This window comes from Streptomyces sp. NPDC111606 (assembly GCF_055656945.1).
The window spans coordinates 405,313-421,806 of sequence record NZ_JBVKBY010000004.1; the positions used below are offsets into that span (position 1 = coordinate 405,313).

13 protein-coding genes are annotated in these 16,494 nt (G+C 71.0%); 4 read left to right on the forward strand and 9 right to left on the reverse strand.

Annotated elements, in window-relative coordinates; all coding sequences use genetic code 11:
* Positions 1-4: 4 nt before the first annotated feature.
* From ACZ7M7_RS17150 to ACZ7M7_RS17180, 7 genes are all read right to left on the reverse strand, one after another.
* Positions 5-847, reverse strand: coding sequence for an ATP-grasp domain-containing protein (locus ACZ7M7_RS17150; protein WP_472117370.1), 843 nt, complete (start codon positions 845-847; stop codon positions 5-7).
* Positions 848-923: 76 nt separating this feature from the next.
* Positions 924-2,462: an HAD-IA family hydrolase gene (locus ACZ7M7_RS17155; protein ID WP_472118016.1), complete on the reverse strand. Its 1,539-nt coding sequence runs from the start codon at positions 2,460-2,462 to the stop codon at positions 924-926.
* Positions 2,463-2,545: 83 nt separating this feature from the next.
* A complete protein-coding gene (locus tag ACZ7M7_RS17160) occupies positions 2,546-3,550 on the reverse strand; it encodes a hydroxyacid dehydrogenase (RefSeq protein WP_472117373.1) in 1,005 nt (334 codons plus the stop codon).
* Between the two features lie 47 nt (positions 3,551-3,597).
* Positions 3,598-4,521, reverse strand: coding sequence for a carbohydrate ABC transporter permease (locus ACZ7M7_RS17165; protein WP_472117376.1), 924 nt, complete (start codon positions 4,519-4,521; stop codon positions 3,598-3,600).
* Positions 4,518-5,342 (reverse strand): carbohydrate ABC transporter permease, encoded by an 825-nt coding sequence (locus ACZ7M7_RS17170; protein ID WP_453820741.1) that lies wholly within the window; start codon positions 5,340-5,342, stop codon positions 4,518-4,520. The genes ACZ7M7_RS17165 and ACZ7M7_RS17170 overlap by 4 nt, the downstream gene beginning before the upstream one ends.
* Positions 5,343-5,692: 350 nt before the next feature.
* On the reverse strand, positions 5,693-7,033 hold the full coding sequence (locus tag ACZ7M7_RS17175) for an ABC transporter substrate-binding protein (protein ID WP_472117379.1): 1,341 nt from the start codon (positions 7,031-7,033) through the stop codon (positions 5,693-5,695).
* Between the two features lie 115 nt (positions 7,034-7,148).
* On the reverse strand, positions 7,149-8,243 hold the full coding sequence (locus ACZ7M7_RS17180; protein WP_472117382.1) for a substrate-binding domain-containing protein: 1,095 nt from the start codon (positions 8,241-8,243) through the stop codon (positions 7,149-7,151).
* A gap of 337 nt (positions 8,244-8,580) precedes the next feature.
* Between ACZ7M7_RS17180 and ACZ7M7_RS17185 the strand changes: the two genes are divergently transcribed.
* The 3 genes from ACZ7M7_RS17185 to ACZ7M7_RS17195 all read left to right on the forward strand — a co-directional run bounded on the left by ACZ7M7_RS17185 (position 8,581) and on the right by ACZ7M7_RS17195 (position 12,859).
* Entirely contained in the window at positions 8,581-9,258 is a 678-nt protein-coding gene (locus ACZ7M7_RS17185; RefSeq protein WP_383627930.1) for a TetR family transcriptional regulator, read from the forward strand.
* Positions 9,259-9,425: 167 nt separating this feature from the next.
* A complete protein-coding gene (locus tag ACZ7M7_RS17190; protein ID WP_389453487.1) occupies positions 9,426-9,839 on the forward strand; it encodes a Zn-ribbon domain-containing OB-fold protein in 414 nt (137 codons plus the stop codon).
* Positions 9,840-10,078: 239 nt separating this feature from the next.
* On the forward strand, positions 10,079-12,859 hold the full coding sequence (locus ACZ7M7_RS17195) for an alpha/beta hydrolase (protein WP_472117385.1): 2,781 nt from the start codon (positions 10,079-10,081) through the stop codon (positions 12,857-12,859).
* A 179-nt stretch (positions 12,860-13,038) separates the two neighbouring features.
* Here ACZ7M7_RS17195 and ACZ7M7_RS17200 read toward each other — a convergent pair whose 3' ends face one another.
* Positions 13,039-13,431, reverse strand: a complete 393-nt coding sequence (locus ACZ7M7_RS17200) for a PPOX class F420-dependent oxidoreductase (RefSeq protein WP_383601737.1) — start codon at positions 13,429-13,431, stop codon at positions 13,039-13,041.
* A gap of 74 nt (positions 13,432-13,505) precedes the next feature.
* Positions 13,506-14,681, reverse strand: coding sequence for a MalY/PatB family protein (locus ACZ7M7_RS17205; RefSeq protein WP_472117388.1), 1,176 nt, complete (start codon positions 14,679-14,681; stop codon positions 13,506-13,508).
* A 227-nt stretch (positions 14,682-14,908) separates the two neighbouring features.
* Here ACZ7M7_RS17205 and ACZ7M7_RS17210 point away from each other — a divergent pair, with 227 nt between their 5' ends.
* Positions 14,909-16,267, forward strand: a complete 1,359-nt coding sequence (locus ACZ7M7_RS17210; RefSeq protein ID WP_383627358.1) for a S1 family peptidase — start codon at positions 14,909-14,911, stop codon at positions 16,265-16,267.
* Positions 16,268-16,494 lie beyond the last annotated feature (227 nt).

Consider the following 16,494-nt stretch of genomic DNA (forward strand, 5'->3'; position numbering starts at 1 on the left):
CCGGTCAGCCCGCCGCGGCGAGGAAACGGTGCAGGGACGTCTTCATCGCGATGACGAACGCGTCCCTGCGCCTGTCGTCCAGGGCGTCCAGGGACAGATAGGGGTTGAGGTCCTCCAGCTCGACCAGCAGCAGTTCGCCGCCCGGCGCCCGGCAGGCGTCGACGCGCTGGATGCCGTGGTCGATGCCGTTCCACTCGATGAAGCGCCGGGCGAACTCCAGGTCACCGCCGGTGGGCTCGTACGGCTCCAGCTGCCAGCGCCGGTCGGTGTGCGGCGCGTACAGGGCGTACTGGAAGTCGTGGTCGACGAAGTAGAAGGAGACCTCGTAGGCGAAGTCGACGCACGGCTGGATCAGGACGGTCCCGCCGGCCTCCTCACCCACGCCCTCTTCGACCGGGTCCGAAACGATCCTCAGCCCGATCGAGTCGGCGCCGAGCTTGGGCTTGACGACATACCGATCGGACTCGGGCAGCAGGTGCAGGTCCTCGCGGCGGTCCACGGTCGGGATGACCGGGTACCCGGCGACGGTCAGGTCGAGCAGGTACTGCTTGCCCGCCATGTCCGCCTTGCCCGACAACGGGTTGTACACCCGCGTCCCCTCGGCGACGGCACGCCGGCGGAACTCGTCGTACGCGTCCTGGTGGCCCAGTACCGGACCGCTGTTGCGGACGACGACCGCGTCGAAGGCGTCCATGAGCGCGGCCGCGTCCCGGGGGTGGCACAGGGCGAGGTCGAAGTCCTCGCGCAGCCGTGAGGTGAGGAAGATGTCCTCGTCGCAGTACCGCCGCCCGCGTGCCTGGTAGGCCAGGTCGGTGACGTACAGGAGGCGGGGTCGGGCGGGTGGCATGCGGGCTCCTCGGCTGCGGCGGCAGCCGATCGTAAGCGGACCGGCTGTCACCGAACAAACGTCGGGCCGGCCGAGGTCACAGCCCGGCCGCCCACAGTTCCTCCCTCCCGATACCCTCCAGGCCCCGCCGCACGGTGCGCCGAGGACCGGGGTCGATGGGCGCGTAGGACGGGACCGCGAGCACCCGGCAACCCGCCGCCTCGGCCGCGGCGACGCCCGTGGGCGAGTCCTCGACGGCCAGACAGGCCGCGGGGTCCACCCACAGGGCCCGGGCGGCGGCGAGGTACGGGTCGGCGGCGGGCTTGCAGCGCGGAGTCTCGCCCTCCGCGACCGTCGTACGGAATCTGTCGGCGCCCAGGGTCTTCAGTACGGCGTCCATCACCGGCCGCGACGATGCCGAGACGAGCGCCGCCGGGATGCCCGACTCCTGAAGCAGATCGAGGAGGGCGAGGGCGCCGGGGAGTGGGGCGGCTTCACGCTGGACGGCTGTGAGGAAGCGGGCTTCCAGGTCCGCCGCGAGGGGCTGCGGGTCGTTGTCGCCGGTCAGGGGCAGGAGGCGGGCGGCCGCCTCGGCGGCCGAGCGGCCCAGGACGTCGAAGAGGTCGTCGGCGCCGATCCGGGGCACGGCCTCGCGCACCGTGCGCAGCCACAGCGACTCGGTGTCGACGAGGGTGCCGTCCATGTCGAGGAGCACGGCGTGCGGGGCAGCGGCGAAGGGGCGGCCGTCGAGGGTCCAGTGCCGGTCCGGGTGTCGGCCGAGGGCTGCGAACACCTGGGCCGCGACATCGGCATGCCGGAGCGGACGCGGCGCCGGGCCGATGCCCGGTCCGGCGGCGACCAGCCACGCCGTGCGCTCCTCGGACGTACGGCCGCCATGGCCGCCGGCGTCGACATGGCCGTGGTCGGTCACGACCAGGAACGTCCACTGCTCGTCGGCGTACGAGGGCCGGGAGCGCACGGCTGCGAGCAGCCGGCCGAGGCGGGCGTCGGCGCGGCGGATCGAGGCTTCGTACTCCTCGCCGCAGCCCAAGAAGTGTGCGGTCTCGTCGGGTGCGCCGAGGTAGACGAAGGACGCCACGACATCGTCGGCGGCTCCCGCTACGCCTTCTGCTGCCGCTTCGGCATCGGCATCGGCTTCGGCTTCGGCTTCGGCTTCGGCTTCGGCCAGCACGCGTACCGCCTCCTCGGTGATCTGCTCGTCGCAGTGTTCCCAGGCCTCGGGCGTGTCGGCCGTCGGAGAGATGTACGCCGTTCTGGACGGGGCGCGGAAGAGGGGCCCGCCGTGGTGTGCCTGCATCAGAGGTTGCCAGCCGGCGGCGACGAAGGTGCGGCGGCCGTCCTGGGCGGCGAGGCGGGTGGCGAAGTCGGGGAAGACGTCGAGGCGGTTGCCGGTGAAGTCGTTGCTCCACACGCCGTGTTTGGCGACCGTGACGCCGGTGACGACGGTCGCCCAGCAGGGGCCGGACATGGTGGGCGTGTCGGCGTCCACCTCGATCGGGGCGAGGAAGCCTTCCGCGGCCAGGGCGTCGAGGTGCGGGGTGGGCAGACGGTTCAGTACGTCCAGGCGTACGCCGTCGATGCCGACGACGAGGACGCGGTGTGCGGCTCGGTGCACGGAAGGTCCTTTCCCTGACTGGTTGTTGGCGGGCTTGACGGGCTTGACCGCATGGACGGGGTGGGCCGGCTTCGCCTGCTCGCTCACGCCGAGCGGGTCAGCTCGTCCGGCGCGACCTCGTACGCGAACGGCACCCCCTGTGCGTACCGCACGACCTCCTCGACGGCCCAGTCGGTCATCCGGCCGAGTTCGTTGCCGAGAGAACCCGCGATGTGCGGGGTCAGCAGCACGTTGGGCAGGGAGTACAGCGGCGAGTCCGCAGGCGGTACCTCGGGTTCGGTGACGTCGAGGACGGCATGGATACGGCCGGTGACCAGGTGCGCGGTGAGCGCGTCGGTGTCGACGAGGCGGCCGCGGGCGGTGTTGATGAGGGTGGCGCCGTTCTTGAGGAGGGCGATGCGGCGGGCGTCGAACATGTGGTGTGTCTCGGGCAGTTGGGGTGCGTGGACGGAGACCACGTCGCTGCGCCGGACGAGTTCGTCGAGGCCGGCCTGCGCCGCGCCGAGGGCGTGCGCTTCCTTCGGGCTCAGGTAGGGATCGTGGAGGAGGACGTGGAGGTCGAACGGGCGCAGCAGGTCCAGGACCCGGCGGCCGATGCGGGAGGCGCCGACGATGCCGACGGTGCGGTGGTAGTTGCCGTAGCCGTCGTAGTACGGCAGCAGGTCGGGGCGGCTCCGGGTGGCTGCGTAGGTGCGGGAGGCGTCGAGGACGCGCTTGCCCGCGAAGAGGATGGCGGCGAGGGTGAATTCGGCGACGGGCACGGCGTTGGCGGAGGCGGCCGAGGAGACTGCGATGCCGTGGCGCCAGACGGCGTCGGTGATGTGGTGCTTGACGGAGCCGGCCGCGTGGACGACCGCGCGAAGTCGGGGCATGCGGTGCAGCGCGTCCTCGGTGAGCGACGGTGCGCCCCAGTGGGTGAAGAGGACTTCGGTGCGGGCGAGTTGGCACGGGTCGGCGGTGGTGAAGTCGGTGACGGCGGTCGTGGTGTCGACGCGGGCGACGGATTCGAGGCGGTCGAGGGCGTTGCCGGCGAGGAGTTGGCTGTGGATACCGGCTCCCATGGCCAGCACGGTGTGGGGTCGGCGCATGCTGTTCAGGAGGGGTCCTTCCGGAGCGGGCGTGGCGGAGGGCGTCGTCACTTCACCGCGCCCGCGGTCAGGCCGGAACGCCAGAAGCGCTGCAGGCAGACGAAGGCGACGATCAGCGGGACGACCGCGACGAGCGAGCCCGTGATGACGAGTGAGTAGAACTCGGGCTGTTGCTGGGTGACGCTGTTCCACATGAACAGCCCCAGGTTGACCGGGTAGAGCTGCTCGTCGTTGAGCATCACGAGGGCGCCGAAGAAGTTGTTCCAGCTGGCGGTGAACGAGAACAGGAAGATCGTCATGAAGCCGGGTGCCAGCATGGGCAGGGCGATGCGGACGAAGGTGCGCAGTTCGCCGGCGCCGTCGACGCGGGCCGCTTCCAGGATCTCGTTCGGGACGTAGCCCTCGGAGAAGACGCGGGCGAGGTAGACGCCGAACGGGTTGACCAGCGCGGGCAGCAGCAGCGCCCAGTAGGTGTTGACGACGCCGGCCTTGGTGGCGAGCAGGTACATCGGCAGCTGGATGACGGTGGTGGGGACGAGGACGCCACCGAGGACCAGTCCGAACAGCTTCTCCTTGCCTCGGAAGTCGTACTTGTCGAAGGCGTAGCCGGTGGCGACGCAGATGAATGTGGAGGCTGCCGAGCCGACGACGGAGTAGAGGACGCTGTTGCCGAACCAGCGCAGGTAGATGCCGTCGTTGAAGGTGAGCACCTGGTGCAGGTTGGTCAGGAGGTTGAAGTCGCCGAAGGCGAACCCGGATGTGGCGAAGAGGTCGCGGTGGTTCTTGGTGGCGGCGAAGAGCAGCCAGGTGACGGGCAGGAGGGTGTAGCCGGCGGCGACGATCAGCAGACCGTTGACCATGCCCTTGGACAGCAGGGTGTTCGGGGTGGTGCGGCGGCGGGTGCCCGCAGTGGGCCGGGGAGCGGCGGAGGGCTCGGCGGTGGGTGTGGTGTCGTGGGTGAGGGTGCTCATGACGTGGCCGCCTTCCACCGGTTGCCGATCCGGGTGACGAGGTAGGAGAGGACGACGCCGAGGGCGGCCAGCAGCAGGGACGCGGCGGCGGCCAGACCGTAGTCGTGCTGCACGAATCCGGCCTTCCAGATGAACAGGGTCGGGGACCACTCGGTGTCGATCGAGGGCGCTCCGCGCTGGTTGAGGAGCTTCGGCTCGGTGAAGATCTGGATCGCTCCGACACACGTGAACAGGACGGTCATGACGATCGCTGAGGCGATCATCGGCACCTTGATCTGCAGCGCGGTGCGCAGTGCGCCGGCACCGTCCACGACGGCCGCTTCGATCACTTCGCGCGGAACGGCCTGCAGGGCGGCGTAGAAGATGACCATGTTGTAGCCCATCCACTGCCAGGCGCTCAGGTTGACCAGCGACGCCAGCACATGATCGTTGGCGTAGAAGTCCCAGGAGCCACCGAGCGCGCCGATCCATTCGAGCACCGGGCTCAGTCCCGGCGTGTACAGATAGATCCAGATGATCGAAGCGATCAGTCCGGGGATCGCGTGCGGCAGGAACAGGGCGAGTTGAAAGAACCGCTTGGCGCGGGCGAGGGCCGAGTCGACCAGGAGGGCCAGGGCGAGGGAGCCGCCGATCATCACCGGGATGTAGAGGGCGCAGTAGAGCGCGATGTGCGCGAACGATGCGCGGAAGCCGGTGTCGGCCAGCGCCTTGGTGTAGTTGCCGAAGCCGGCGAACACCCGCTCGGTGCCGCCGAACCCGAGCCCTGAGGAACGCTCCTGGAACAGGCTCATCCACACGGCGTAGCCGATGGGCGCCACCATGACCACGGCGAACAGCACGAAGAACGGCGTGATGAGCAGGGCGGCCGTACGCCGTTGGCTGCGCAGGAGACGCGAGGTGCTCGTGGCCTGGGCGGGCAGCTGGGCCGGGAGCTGCGCCCGGGGTCGGGACGGGGTGCGGCGGCTCTTGGCCGGCCGGCTGGTGGGGCGGACCAGAGGTGGGGCCACTGCGGCTCCTTGGTGGGTGGGGCGGGAGAGGCCGGTGGAGGGGGTGCGGGGAACGGAGGGCGAGGCTGGGCGGGGGCGGTTGTCGACGGGTCGCAGATTCCCTGGGCGGCGAGGCACCACCGAACCGCCCCGCCGCCACTGCTCCGCCGCCCCGCACCGCACCGTCACTGCGCGAGCTTCAGACCCCGTTCGGCGATGCCCGACTCCGCCTTCTGCTGCCCCGCCTCGATGCCCTGTGTGAAGCCGGACTTGGCGGTCTCGTCCTGGATGGCCGTGTAGACGTCCATCTGGTTCGGGCCCCAGGTCCAGCCGGGGACGATGGTGTCGACCTGCTGGGACGCGAGGGCGTAGAGGTTCTGGCCGTTCAGGTAGGCGGTGTCGAACCTGGCGGCGGCCACTTCGCGCATCTCGGGGTTGGCCGGCAGGGCGCTGCTGGGTGACTCGAGGTCGGCGAGCCTGGCCTCGACGCCGGCCTTGTTCGTGGTGAGCCAGGTGATGAACTCGGTGGCGGCGTCGGCGTGTTCACTGCCCTTGAGGACGCCGTAGGACGTGCCGCCGTAGTTGCCGCTGGCGGCGGTGCCCCAGTTGGGCATGGGCGCGGCGGCCCACTTGCCCTTCTGGTCGGGCATGGCGGTCTGCATGCCGCCCGCGGACCAGGAGGCGCCCAGGAAGGAGAGGGTCTTGCCGGAGGTGCGGGCCTTGGTCTCCTCGGGGCTGTAGGCGGTGAAGGACTGCACGAGGTCGTCCTTGATCAAGCCGTCCCAGTAGGCGGCGACCTTGTTGCTCGCCGTGTCGTCGACGGCGGGCTTCCAGGCGTCGCCCTTCGTGTCGAACCACTTCCCGCCCGCCTGCCAGGCCAGTGCGGCCAGCAGCGCGGGGTCGCTCTTCGGCATGGAGGCGAGCCGTACGTTCTCGTCCTTCTTCTTGACCTTCTCGGCGGCCGTCCTGAACTCGTCCCAGGTCTTGGGGACTTCGGTGCCGTACTTCTTGAACAGGTCGGTGCGGTAGTAGTACAGCTGCGGCGCGGCGTCGTAGGGCACGGTCCAGGTCTTGCCGCCGAAGGTCACCAGGTCCTGGATGGGTTGCGGGAATTTCGTCTTGACCGTTTCACCGGCGTGCTCGGTCAAATCGATCAGATTGCCCTGGCTGGCGAACTCGGGGACCATCTGGTACTCGATCGTGGCCACATCGGGTGCATTGCCGGCCTTCACCGAGTTGACGAGCTTGCTGTAGCCCTCGGTGCCGCTCGGTATCTCGGTGAACTCGACCTTGATGTCCTTGTGCGTTCTGTTGAACGCCTCCACGGTCGACTTGGCCCCGAGTGTCCAGGTCCAGTAGGTGAGCGTGACGGGCTTTCCGCCCGCCTCGGTACCTGCCGTGTCACCTTCGCCGTCGCCGCTGCCGCCGCAGGCGGTGGCGAGCAGGCCGAGCGCGGTGACGGCGGCGAGAGCGGCGGTCGTGCGGAACGAACGTGTGGTGCGGGGCGAACGTGAAGTGCGTGTCATGGCACGTCTCCTACGAGACCTCGTACGGGCAGAGGCGGTCGCAGGACATCTTTTGTGCACACACGATCAGAGTCAAGAGCGTTCGCGCAAAACAATCAAAACGATCGCCGTTCGCTCATTCAGCGATCGATTCGCCGCCGCAGGATGAGCGGACCCTCAACTCCGGGAGCAGGTCCAGGTGTTGACGCGGCCCCGGCTGCTGCCCGCTCCGGCGCTCGGCGAGGCGTGCCAGCAGCAGCTTGGCGGCGAGTTCCCCCACGGAGCGCGTGGGCGGCGCGACAGCGGTGAGCGGCACGTCGGAGAGCCCGGCGACCTCGTCCTCGTACGCGATCAGCGCCAGGTCGTCGGGGACCCGGATGCCGCACGCCTGGAGCCGTGGCACCAGCACGATCGCGTCCTCGTCGCTGTGCACCAGCGCGGCGGTGACGCCACGCTTCTTCACCGCGTCGACGAGATAGTCGACGCTCGCCTCGTAGTCCCCGTGTTCCCGCACGGTCGGGGCGGCGGTCTTGTCCACGTCGAGCCCCAGGGCCTGCACGGCAGCCAGGTAGCCGGCGGTGATCTGGTTGGCGTGCGGGCCCTCCTGCAGAACGGCGGTGATCCTGCGGTGTCCGAGGTTCGCGAAGTGACCGACGGCGACCGCGGCGCCGTGGGCCCGGTCGGTGCGCACCCGGTCGAGCACGGCGGCGGGGTTTCCGGGCTGAGCCAGGCGCTCGACCAGGACGGCGGGGACGTCGTGCTCCAGCAGCCACTTCTCCTGACCGTTCTCGGGCACACCGCCGAACCAGCTGGGCGCGACGAGCAGCCCCTCCGCACCGCCCGAGAGCAGGTGGTCGGCCTGCACCGAGTCCTCGGTGTCGACGTAGCCGGACACCCCCAGCACGAGCCGGCCGCCCTGGGCCGCGACCGCCTCCCGGGCGCCGCGCACGATGTCGGCGAAGATGTAGTTCGTGGTCGGGACGATCATTCCGATCACCGCGCCCTCGGCACCCGCCGGCCGTTCGCGCACCTCGGTGGTCGTGTCCCCCGGCCACACGACCGCGCCGTGCAGCCGCTGCACCCGGCCCTGCGCCGCGAGCGCTTCGACGTCGCGCCGCAGGGTGACGGCGGAGACGCCGAGTTCGGCGGCGAGTTCGGCGACGCGGAGGCTGCCCCGCTCCCGGACGAGTTCGAGCACCCGCTCGTGGCGCTGGTCGACGTGCAGTCGCATGGTTCCCCCTGGGGCGAGGCGGTCGAACGATCCCGCGGGCCACGCGGAGTGTGATCCCGAGGCGCTCACTCTACGCCCACAATCGTATCGATCATTTCCGATCAATACGATCACCCCACCGCATTGGCCCTGGCGGGACGGCTGCCCGGATCCCATCGGGGGCGACGCCCGTGGACAGCACTCAGTTCCCCCAAACCACTGCACTGAGTGCCATCAACCCAGCTCAGATGCTACGTTCCCGTCCATGAGCTCCAGCAGTGCGGCATCCGGCCGTGGCGACAAGGCCGAGAGGGCGGACAAGGGCGGGAAGGCGGAGGCCACGACCGCCAAGCCACCCATGCGGGACGCCCTCGTCGCGGCGGCTTTCCAGCTGTTCCTGGAGCGGGGCTACGAGCAGACGACCGTCGACGACATCGTGACGCTCGCGGGCGTCGGGCGGCGGTCGTTCTTCCGCTACTTCCCGTCCAAGGAGGACGTGGTCTTCCCCGACCACGAGCGGTGCCTGACCGATATGACGGCCTTCCTCGCGGCGAGCGGCGACGAGCACGAGCCGGTGCGCCGGGTGTGCGACGCGGCCCGGCTGGTACTGCGGATGTACGCGGAGAACCCCACCTTCTCGGTGCAGCGCTACCGCCTCACCAAGAGGGTGCCCGGGCTGCGGGCGTACGAGCTGTCCGTGGTGTGGCGTTACGAGCGGCAGCTGGCCGAGTATCTGCGCGGGCGTTTCGCCGGCCGGCGCGACGGGTGGCTCCAGGCCGACGTGATCGCCGCCGCCGTGGTCGCGGCCCACAACAACGCGCTGCGGTCCTGGCTGCGCTCCGCCGGTCAGGGCGACGCGAGCGCCGAGGTGGACCACGCGCTGGGATATGTGCAGTCGGCCTTCGGCACCGGTCCCGCCCCGCGCCCGGACGGCGACGAACCGGCCGAGGATGTGGTGGTCGTGGTGTCCCGACGCGGTGCGCCGCTGTGGCGGGTCGTTCAGGAGATCGAGACGGCGCTCGGCCCGAGTACGTGATCCGCCCGCTCGACTCGTTCACATAATTCAGGGTACGCAGTGCCTTTACGAGTGGCACTCAGTGCCATACGCTGAGGCCGTGCACGGTGGCACGGTGAACCGGGCATGTGCGTGCTCGGGCGACCCGCGCACGTGGGATTCCGGCCGAGCGCAGGGAGTTGACCAGCGTGTACCACCACTCAGGAAGCGTTGCTCGCCAGACCGCCGGTTCCGGTGCCGGCGTACTCGACCCCGCGGCCCCCGACAGGGACGCCATCGTCTTCCAGCGCTGCACCTGGTGCGGTACCGCGATGTACCACCGGCTGCTGTGTCCGGTCTGTCAGGGCAGTGATCTGCGGACCGAGCGCAGCGAGGGGGTGGGCACCGTACGGCACTCCACCGTGGTCCACCGCAACACCCCCGCGGCGCGCAATGTGTCCCTCATAGAGATGGCCGAGGGGTTCGTCGTGCGTGGCCGGGTCATCGGCCCGCCGATCGGCATTCACAGCGGGGACCGGGTGCGGTTGTCCACGGCGAAGGACCCGGTCCGCAGCGAGCCGGTGTTCCAGCTGATCGACGAGCCCTACCGCGCCTGGACCTGACCCGCTCTCCCAGCCACCACACCCCGGGCCCGGCCCGGGGGCTGCCGACGGTTCTCCTCGCCGGCCCCGCCGCGCACGCGATCCCTCGTTCGCCCTGTCATCTCCCGCTGTGCCCAACCTAGTTCGCCGCTGAGGCAACCCCTCTTCTCTGCCGCCACAGGCAACGCACAAGTACCACCTTCCGTCCTTCCCAGGTGAAGGGCCCGGGGCCGTCCCGGTGCGAACGGAAGGAGGGGCACGTGATTCGTGCCCGGCGAATATGGGTCACCGCCTTAACGGTGCTCACGGTGGCGGGGTCGTCGCCAGGGTGGGCTCAGGCTCAACCGGCGTCCGAGGCAAGGCCGTCGGCGAACTCGACCGACATCACCAGTGGTGAGGGTCTGCCGAACGACTGGAGCATCACCGGTGACGGGTCGGCGCGCAAGCTGGTGTGGCGGTCCGACGAGCGGGTGCCGATGGGCGATGCCCGCGTCGAGTTCTACGCCGGTGACCGGCTGCTCGGCCGTCCGGCGCCGGCGAGGGACGGGCGTACGTTCCGGCTCGGCCTCGACGGGGTCCGGCTGGACTCCGCGCAGGACCTCGAAGTACGGGCCGCGGGCCGCCGTTTGGACGCGCCCGGCCCGACCGCCGGCAACGCTCGCTCGGCGGTGACCGTCCCGCCGCGACTGCCGGTGAACCAGGTCGACCCCGGCAAACCGGGCGCGTACCGGACCGTCACGGGCGAGTACGACCTCGACCCGGTACGGCTTCCCGGATTTGCCGAGCCGGTCGAGATGCGAGCCGTGGTGGTGGCGCCCAAGGGTGCCGACGGCCGCCGTCCACTCGCCCTGTTCCTGCACGGCCGCCACTCCACCTGCTACACACCGCAGGGCGACATCAGCGGCGACTGGCCCTGCGCCGCCGGCGCCGAGCCGGTGCCGAGTCACCGGGGCTATCTGCGCGACCAGCGGCTCCTGGCCTCCCAGGGCTATGTGACCGTGTCGATCTCCGCCAACGGCATCAACGGCCAGGACTGGAGCGCCGAGGACGGCGGCGCGCAGGCCCGTTCCTCGCTCGTACGGCAGCATCTCGCCCGCTGGGCCGACTGGTCCGCCCACCCGGCCACGGCCCCCGCGGCCGTACGGCACACGCCCAGGACCGATCTGTCCCGTGTCCTGCTCGTCGGGCACTCGCGGGGCGGTGAGGGCGTCAACCGGGCGGCGATGGACAGCCTCTACCCGCCGCCCGCGAACCAGGACGGCTATCGCGGCCCGGTGCGCTGGCACATCCGCGGCACCGTGCTCATCGGACCGACGATCTTCGGCCAGAACCCGGTCGCGGACGTACCGTCGATGACGATCCTGCCGGGCTGTGACGGGGACGTCTCCGACCTGCAGGGCGAGGTGTACGTCGACGGCACCCGCCGGGTCAGCCGCGGTACCGCACTGCACAGCGCGGTGTACATGGTGGGCGCCAACCACAACTACTTCAACAGCGAGTGGACGCCGGGCCAGGCCGAGGCGCCCGCCGACGACGACTTCTGGAACGACGAGGAGCAGTCCGACCCGGTCTGCGCCCCCGGCACCCGCACCCGGCTGACGGCCGACGAGCAGCACAAGGCGGGCGCCACCTACATCGCCGCGGCGGCACGGCTGTTCGTCGCCAAGGACGACCGGGTCCGCCCGCTGCTCGACGGCTCGGGCCGCCGTGCACCCTCCGCCGGCCCCGCGCGCGTCCTCACCCATGCGGTGGGTGCGCGGCGCGGCGCGGGATTCCTGCCGGACGGCAAGGTCAAGGTGAGCGGAGGAGGCGGCCGGCTGTGCTCGGCCGTGCATCCCACTGCGGCCACCGCGTGCCTGTCGTCGGAGACGGCCGGCGGCTCCCCGCACTTCGCGCGCTGGGAGACCGACCGCGAGCCCGGCCGCCGCGCGGCCGCGCTGCGCTGGTCCGCGGCGGGGTCGGCCGTACGGGTACGTCCCGAGCGGCCGCTGTCCCTGACGGGTGCCGAGGCGTTGGCGCTGCGCGTGATCGTGCCGCCGAACACCACCGGGACACAGCTGGACGTCTCGGTCACCGACAAGGCCGGCCGGCACCGGACCCTCGGCCGGATCAAGGTCGACGGGCTGCCGGGCTCGGACCGGACGGCGTCGTACTGGGCGCGCGAGGTGCGGGTGCCGATCGGCGCCGATGACGCGGCGGCTCTCGACCTGCGGCACGTCAAGTCACTGGAGCTGACGCCGCGTACGAGGTCCGGGCGGGCCTGGCTGATGGACGCCTGGGCCTGGCAGGCGGGCACGCAGGAAGTGCGGGAGGCTGCGTTGCCCCGGGTCGACGTCGGACGGCTGACCGTCAAGGAAGGGAACTCGGGCGAACGGTCCTACCGAGTGCCGGTGCAGGTGTCGGGGCACGGCAGCGGGCAGGTACGGCTGTTCGTCGCCGACCCGGTCACGGGCAAGGCCACGGACCGGCTGGTGACGGTGCGGCCCGGTGCGCAGGACATCGACGTACCGGTGAAGGTCCGCGGCAATACCCGCTACGGCTACGACCTCCCGCACAACGTCTTCGTGAAGGCGGTCCGCACGGCCGTGGTCGGTTCGCACCTGGGCGGCGTGACCGCGGAGAACGACGACCCCCTGCCCACGATCGGGGTGAAGCCGGTCGCGGACCGCGTGACCGAGGGGAAGCCGTTGAAGTGGCGGGTGACTCTGTCCGCAGCAGCTGATGTGGAGGTGGGCGGCGTGATCGCCCTGGTGCCGGTCGTCGACGGTGCGGCGCTGTCCACCAAGGACGTCGATCCCGAGTGGCTCGAGGGGACGTCCGGTGCCTCGCCGGATCCGGAGCGCCCGCTGTCCGAGGTGGACGACCTCAATCTGTGGGTGTCCGTCCCGGCGGGCGCCACGAGCACGGAGCTGACGGTGCCGACGGTGAAGGACACGGTGGCCGAACAGGCCGAGTCGGTGCGCTTGCAGTTGGCCGACGACGAGGGCGAACCGGTGCCCGGTGCGCCGGTGGTGAAGGGCACGGTGGTGGACGCGTCCTGAGGCGACGCACCTGCCGCCATTGCGAGTACTTCGCGGTGTCCCCGAGGAGGTACTGGGCGCCGGGCGCGGCGGCGAAGTGTGGCGAGCCCACGCCACCGCGCCTGCCGTGTCCGGCCCACTCGGACGGGAACCCTCCCGAAGCGCTGCCGCCGCCCACTGGGCGCGGCCACCACCGGCAATCAGCCGGCCGGTGTCAGCGTCACGCGAATGCCGACTGTGCCGTTCACGCCTCGGCGCAGTCGGCTGCCGAAGAGGGTGAGGCGGCCGGTGATGCCGTACTTGCGGGCGATGAGCCGGCGGTAGCGGGCGCTGGTGGCCTCGTCGCAGATCTCGGCGGTGGCGGGGACCTGGTCGCCGGTCGGCCTGCCGCGCAGGTCGCAGGGGCCGACGAGGACGTCGGCCCGGGCGCGGATGCGCTTGACCTTCCACGAGTCGGCCACTGTCCAGACGCCCAGGGCGTCTCCGTCGCGGACCACCCAGACCGGCGTGGCGACGCCGGTGCCGTTCTTGCGGTAGCTGGTGATGAGCAGGTACTGGCCCGTGCCGAGCGTCTCGAGCGACGTATCGTCCATGGCCGGAAGTGTAGGCAGGGCGGGTGCGGGCGGCGCGGGTGGGGACGCCGGGCGGGGCGCCCCCACCGTGCGGCTCAGCCGAGGGCGGCCGCCATGCGCCGTACGCCCTCCGTGATCAGCTCGGGCGATGTCGCCAGGTTCAGCCGTACGTGACCCGCTCCGCCGGTGCCGAAGGGGATGCCGGAGGTGAGCGCGACCCGGCCGCGCCGCAGGAAGACGTCCGCCGGGTCGTCGCCCAGGCCGAGGGCGCGGCAGTCGAGCCAGGCGAGGTACGTGCCACGGCCCGGGCGGTGGGTGATCGCGGGGAGGTGCTCGGCCAGGAGGTCCACGAGCAGGCGCCGGTTGTCGTCGAGGCCCGTCAGCAGGGCGTCGAGCCAGTCGGTGCCGTCACGCAGGGCGGCACTGTGGGCGATGATGCCGAAGTGGCTGGGACCGTGGCTGACCTCTTCCGGCAGCCGGGCCAGGTCGTCGGCGGCCGCGGGTCCGGCGATGGCGAGGGCCGCCTTGAGGCCGGCCAGGTTCCACGCCTTCGACGCGGACATCAGCGACAGCCCGTTCTCGGCGCCGGGGACGCGCAGATACGGCACGAAGTCGACGCCGCCCGCGGCGAGCGGGGCGTGGATCTCGTCGGCGACGACGCGCACGCCGTGGCGGTCGGCGAGTGCGGCCACGGCGGCCAGTTCGTCGGCGGTGTGCACGGTGCCGGTCGGGTTGTGGGGGCTGCACAGCAGGAAGGCGGCGCGTCGGCCGTCCGTGGTCGCCCGCCGGAAGGTCTCGTCGAGGGTGTCGAGGTCGATGCGCAGGTCGGCGCCGAGCGGGGCCTCGATCACCTGGCGATCCATGTGCTCGATGAACATGTAGAACGGCGGATACACGGGTGAGTTCACCACGACCGGATCGCCGGGTCCGGTGACCAGTTTGAGCATTTCGACCACCCCGAGCATCACGTCGGGCACGATCGCCGTTCGCTCCACGGCCGGTTCCCAGCCCCACCGCTTCTCCGCGAAACCGGCGAGCGCCTCGGCGTAGCCGGTGCCCGCGGGGTATCCGGTGTCGCCCAGCGCGAGGGCGTCGGTGAGTGCGCGCACGATGGGCTCGGCCAGCGGTACGTCCATCTCGGCCACCCACAGGGGCAGGACGTCCTCGGGGTAGGCGCGCCACTTCATGCTTGTACGACATCGGAGCCGGTCGAGACTCAGTGCGCGAAGCGGATTCGGTTCACCGGTCGTTTCGTGCGGGATCCTGGTCATGAGGCTCAACATAGGGGGATGTGCGCCGGCCGGGAACGATGAGGACGAGCAGTGGCCGGGTGACGGTCGGTGAATTCCTGAATCCGCTGCTGGTCGGGGCGCCGGCGCAAGAACGATCAGTCGTGCGGTGAACACGCGCGCACCGGGCCGCGTATGGAGTGAGGGTGCTCAACCACGGGAGGGCCCCGCGGCGTTGACGCCGCGCTGTACTGGTTCGGGAGCCACGCATGAGGCACGCACGACGACGTCTCGTCCGGCGAGTGACACGGCTGGCGGCGGTCGGCGGACTCCTCCTCGGAGGAACGATGGTCACACGCGCCGTGGCGAGCGAACCTCCGGACGCCGCGGCCGTCCCGCGCACCTACGCCGCGTCGGCCGGTGACTCCGGCAGCGAGCTGGTCGCACGTCTGGGCACGTCCCGTACGGCGGGCAGCTGGATAGGTGCCGACGGGAAGGCAGTCGTCGCGGTCACCGACGAGAGCGCCGCCGCCGAGGTGCGCAAGGCGGGCGCCGAGGCGAAGATGGTCGACCACAGCATGGACGAGATGAAGTCGGCGACGTCGACGCTGCGTTCGGCGCCCCGGGTGGCCGGTACGGCGTGGGTCATGGACTACCGCTCCAACGAGGTGGTCGTACGGGGCGACAGCACCGTCTCCGCGGCCGACTGGTCCCGGATGACGGACCTCGCGGCAGACGTGGGCGGCTTCGTCCGTATGGAGCGCACCGAGGGCACGTTCACGACGCGCCTCAACGGCGCGCTGCCGCTGTTGTCGACCGCCGGGCGCTGTTCGGCAGGCTTCAACGTCACGGACGGCCGGCGCGACTTCATCCTCACCGCCGGGCACTGCGGTCCGAACGGTTCGGTGTGGTTCTCCGACAACCGGGGCCGACAGCAGATCGGGCAGACCGTCCAGCAGAGCTTTCCCGGCGGTGACTTCTCACTGGTCCAGTACGCGAACGGGGATGCCGGTGCCGGGGCCGACGTCGTGTCCATCGGCAAGGGCCAGGGGGTGCGGATCACCGGCGCGGCCGATCCGGCCGTCGGACAGAAGGTGTTCCGCAGTGGCAGCACGAGCGGGCTGCGTGACGGCGAGGTGACGTCGCTCAACGCCACGGTCAACTACCCCGAGGGCACGGTCACGGGGCTGATCGAGACGAATGTGTGCGCCGAACCCGGTGACAGCGGTGGTCCGATGTTCTCCGAGGGGGTCGCGCTGGGTGTGACGTCGGGTGGCAGCGGCGACTGCAACGCGGGCGGCACGACGTTCTTCCAGCCGGTGACCAAGGCGCTGGCGGCGCTCGACATGAAGCTCATCGTGGCCGCGCAGAACGGCTCCGGACAGGGCGCGGCGCCTGCCCCGTCGCAGGACGCGGGCGCGCCGGGTGACGCGTCGCCCGGTTCGTCGGCGCCGGTGGCCGGCGAGGCCGCCGTGACACTGCTGTCCCGGCTCGCGGACCCGAAGAACGTCGGTCCCGGTCTGCTGGTCATCGCCGGCAGTCTGGTCGCCCTGGCGGCAACCCGTTTCATCCGCGCCGAGCAGGACCGCAAGGCGTACCAGCGGTATTACTCGGCGACCTGGGGGTGAGGGTCCCGTCACCCGAGGGTGAGCAGAACGGTCGCCACCGCCGCGCCGGTCAGCCCGATCACGCGCCGTGCGGTGAGGGGTTCGCGCAGGAGCACGAACCCGAGGACGACGGGCAACGTTGGGTCCCACGCCAGATCCGTGAAAATCACGTCACCGGCGGGGACGAGGAGTGCGGCCGTGGTGGCGAGGAGCAGATCGCTGAGCCGGCCGGTCAGGGTGAGGGCGGC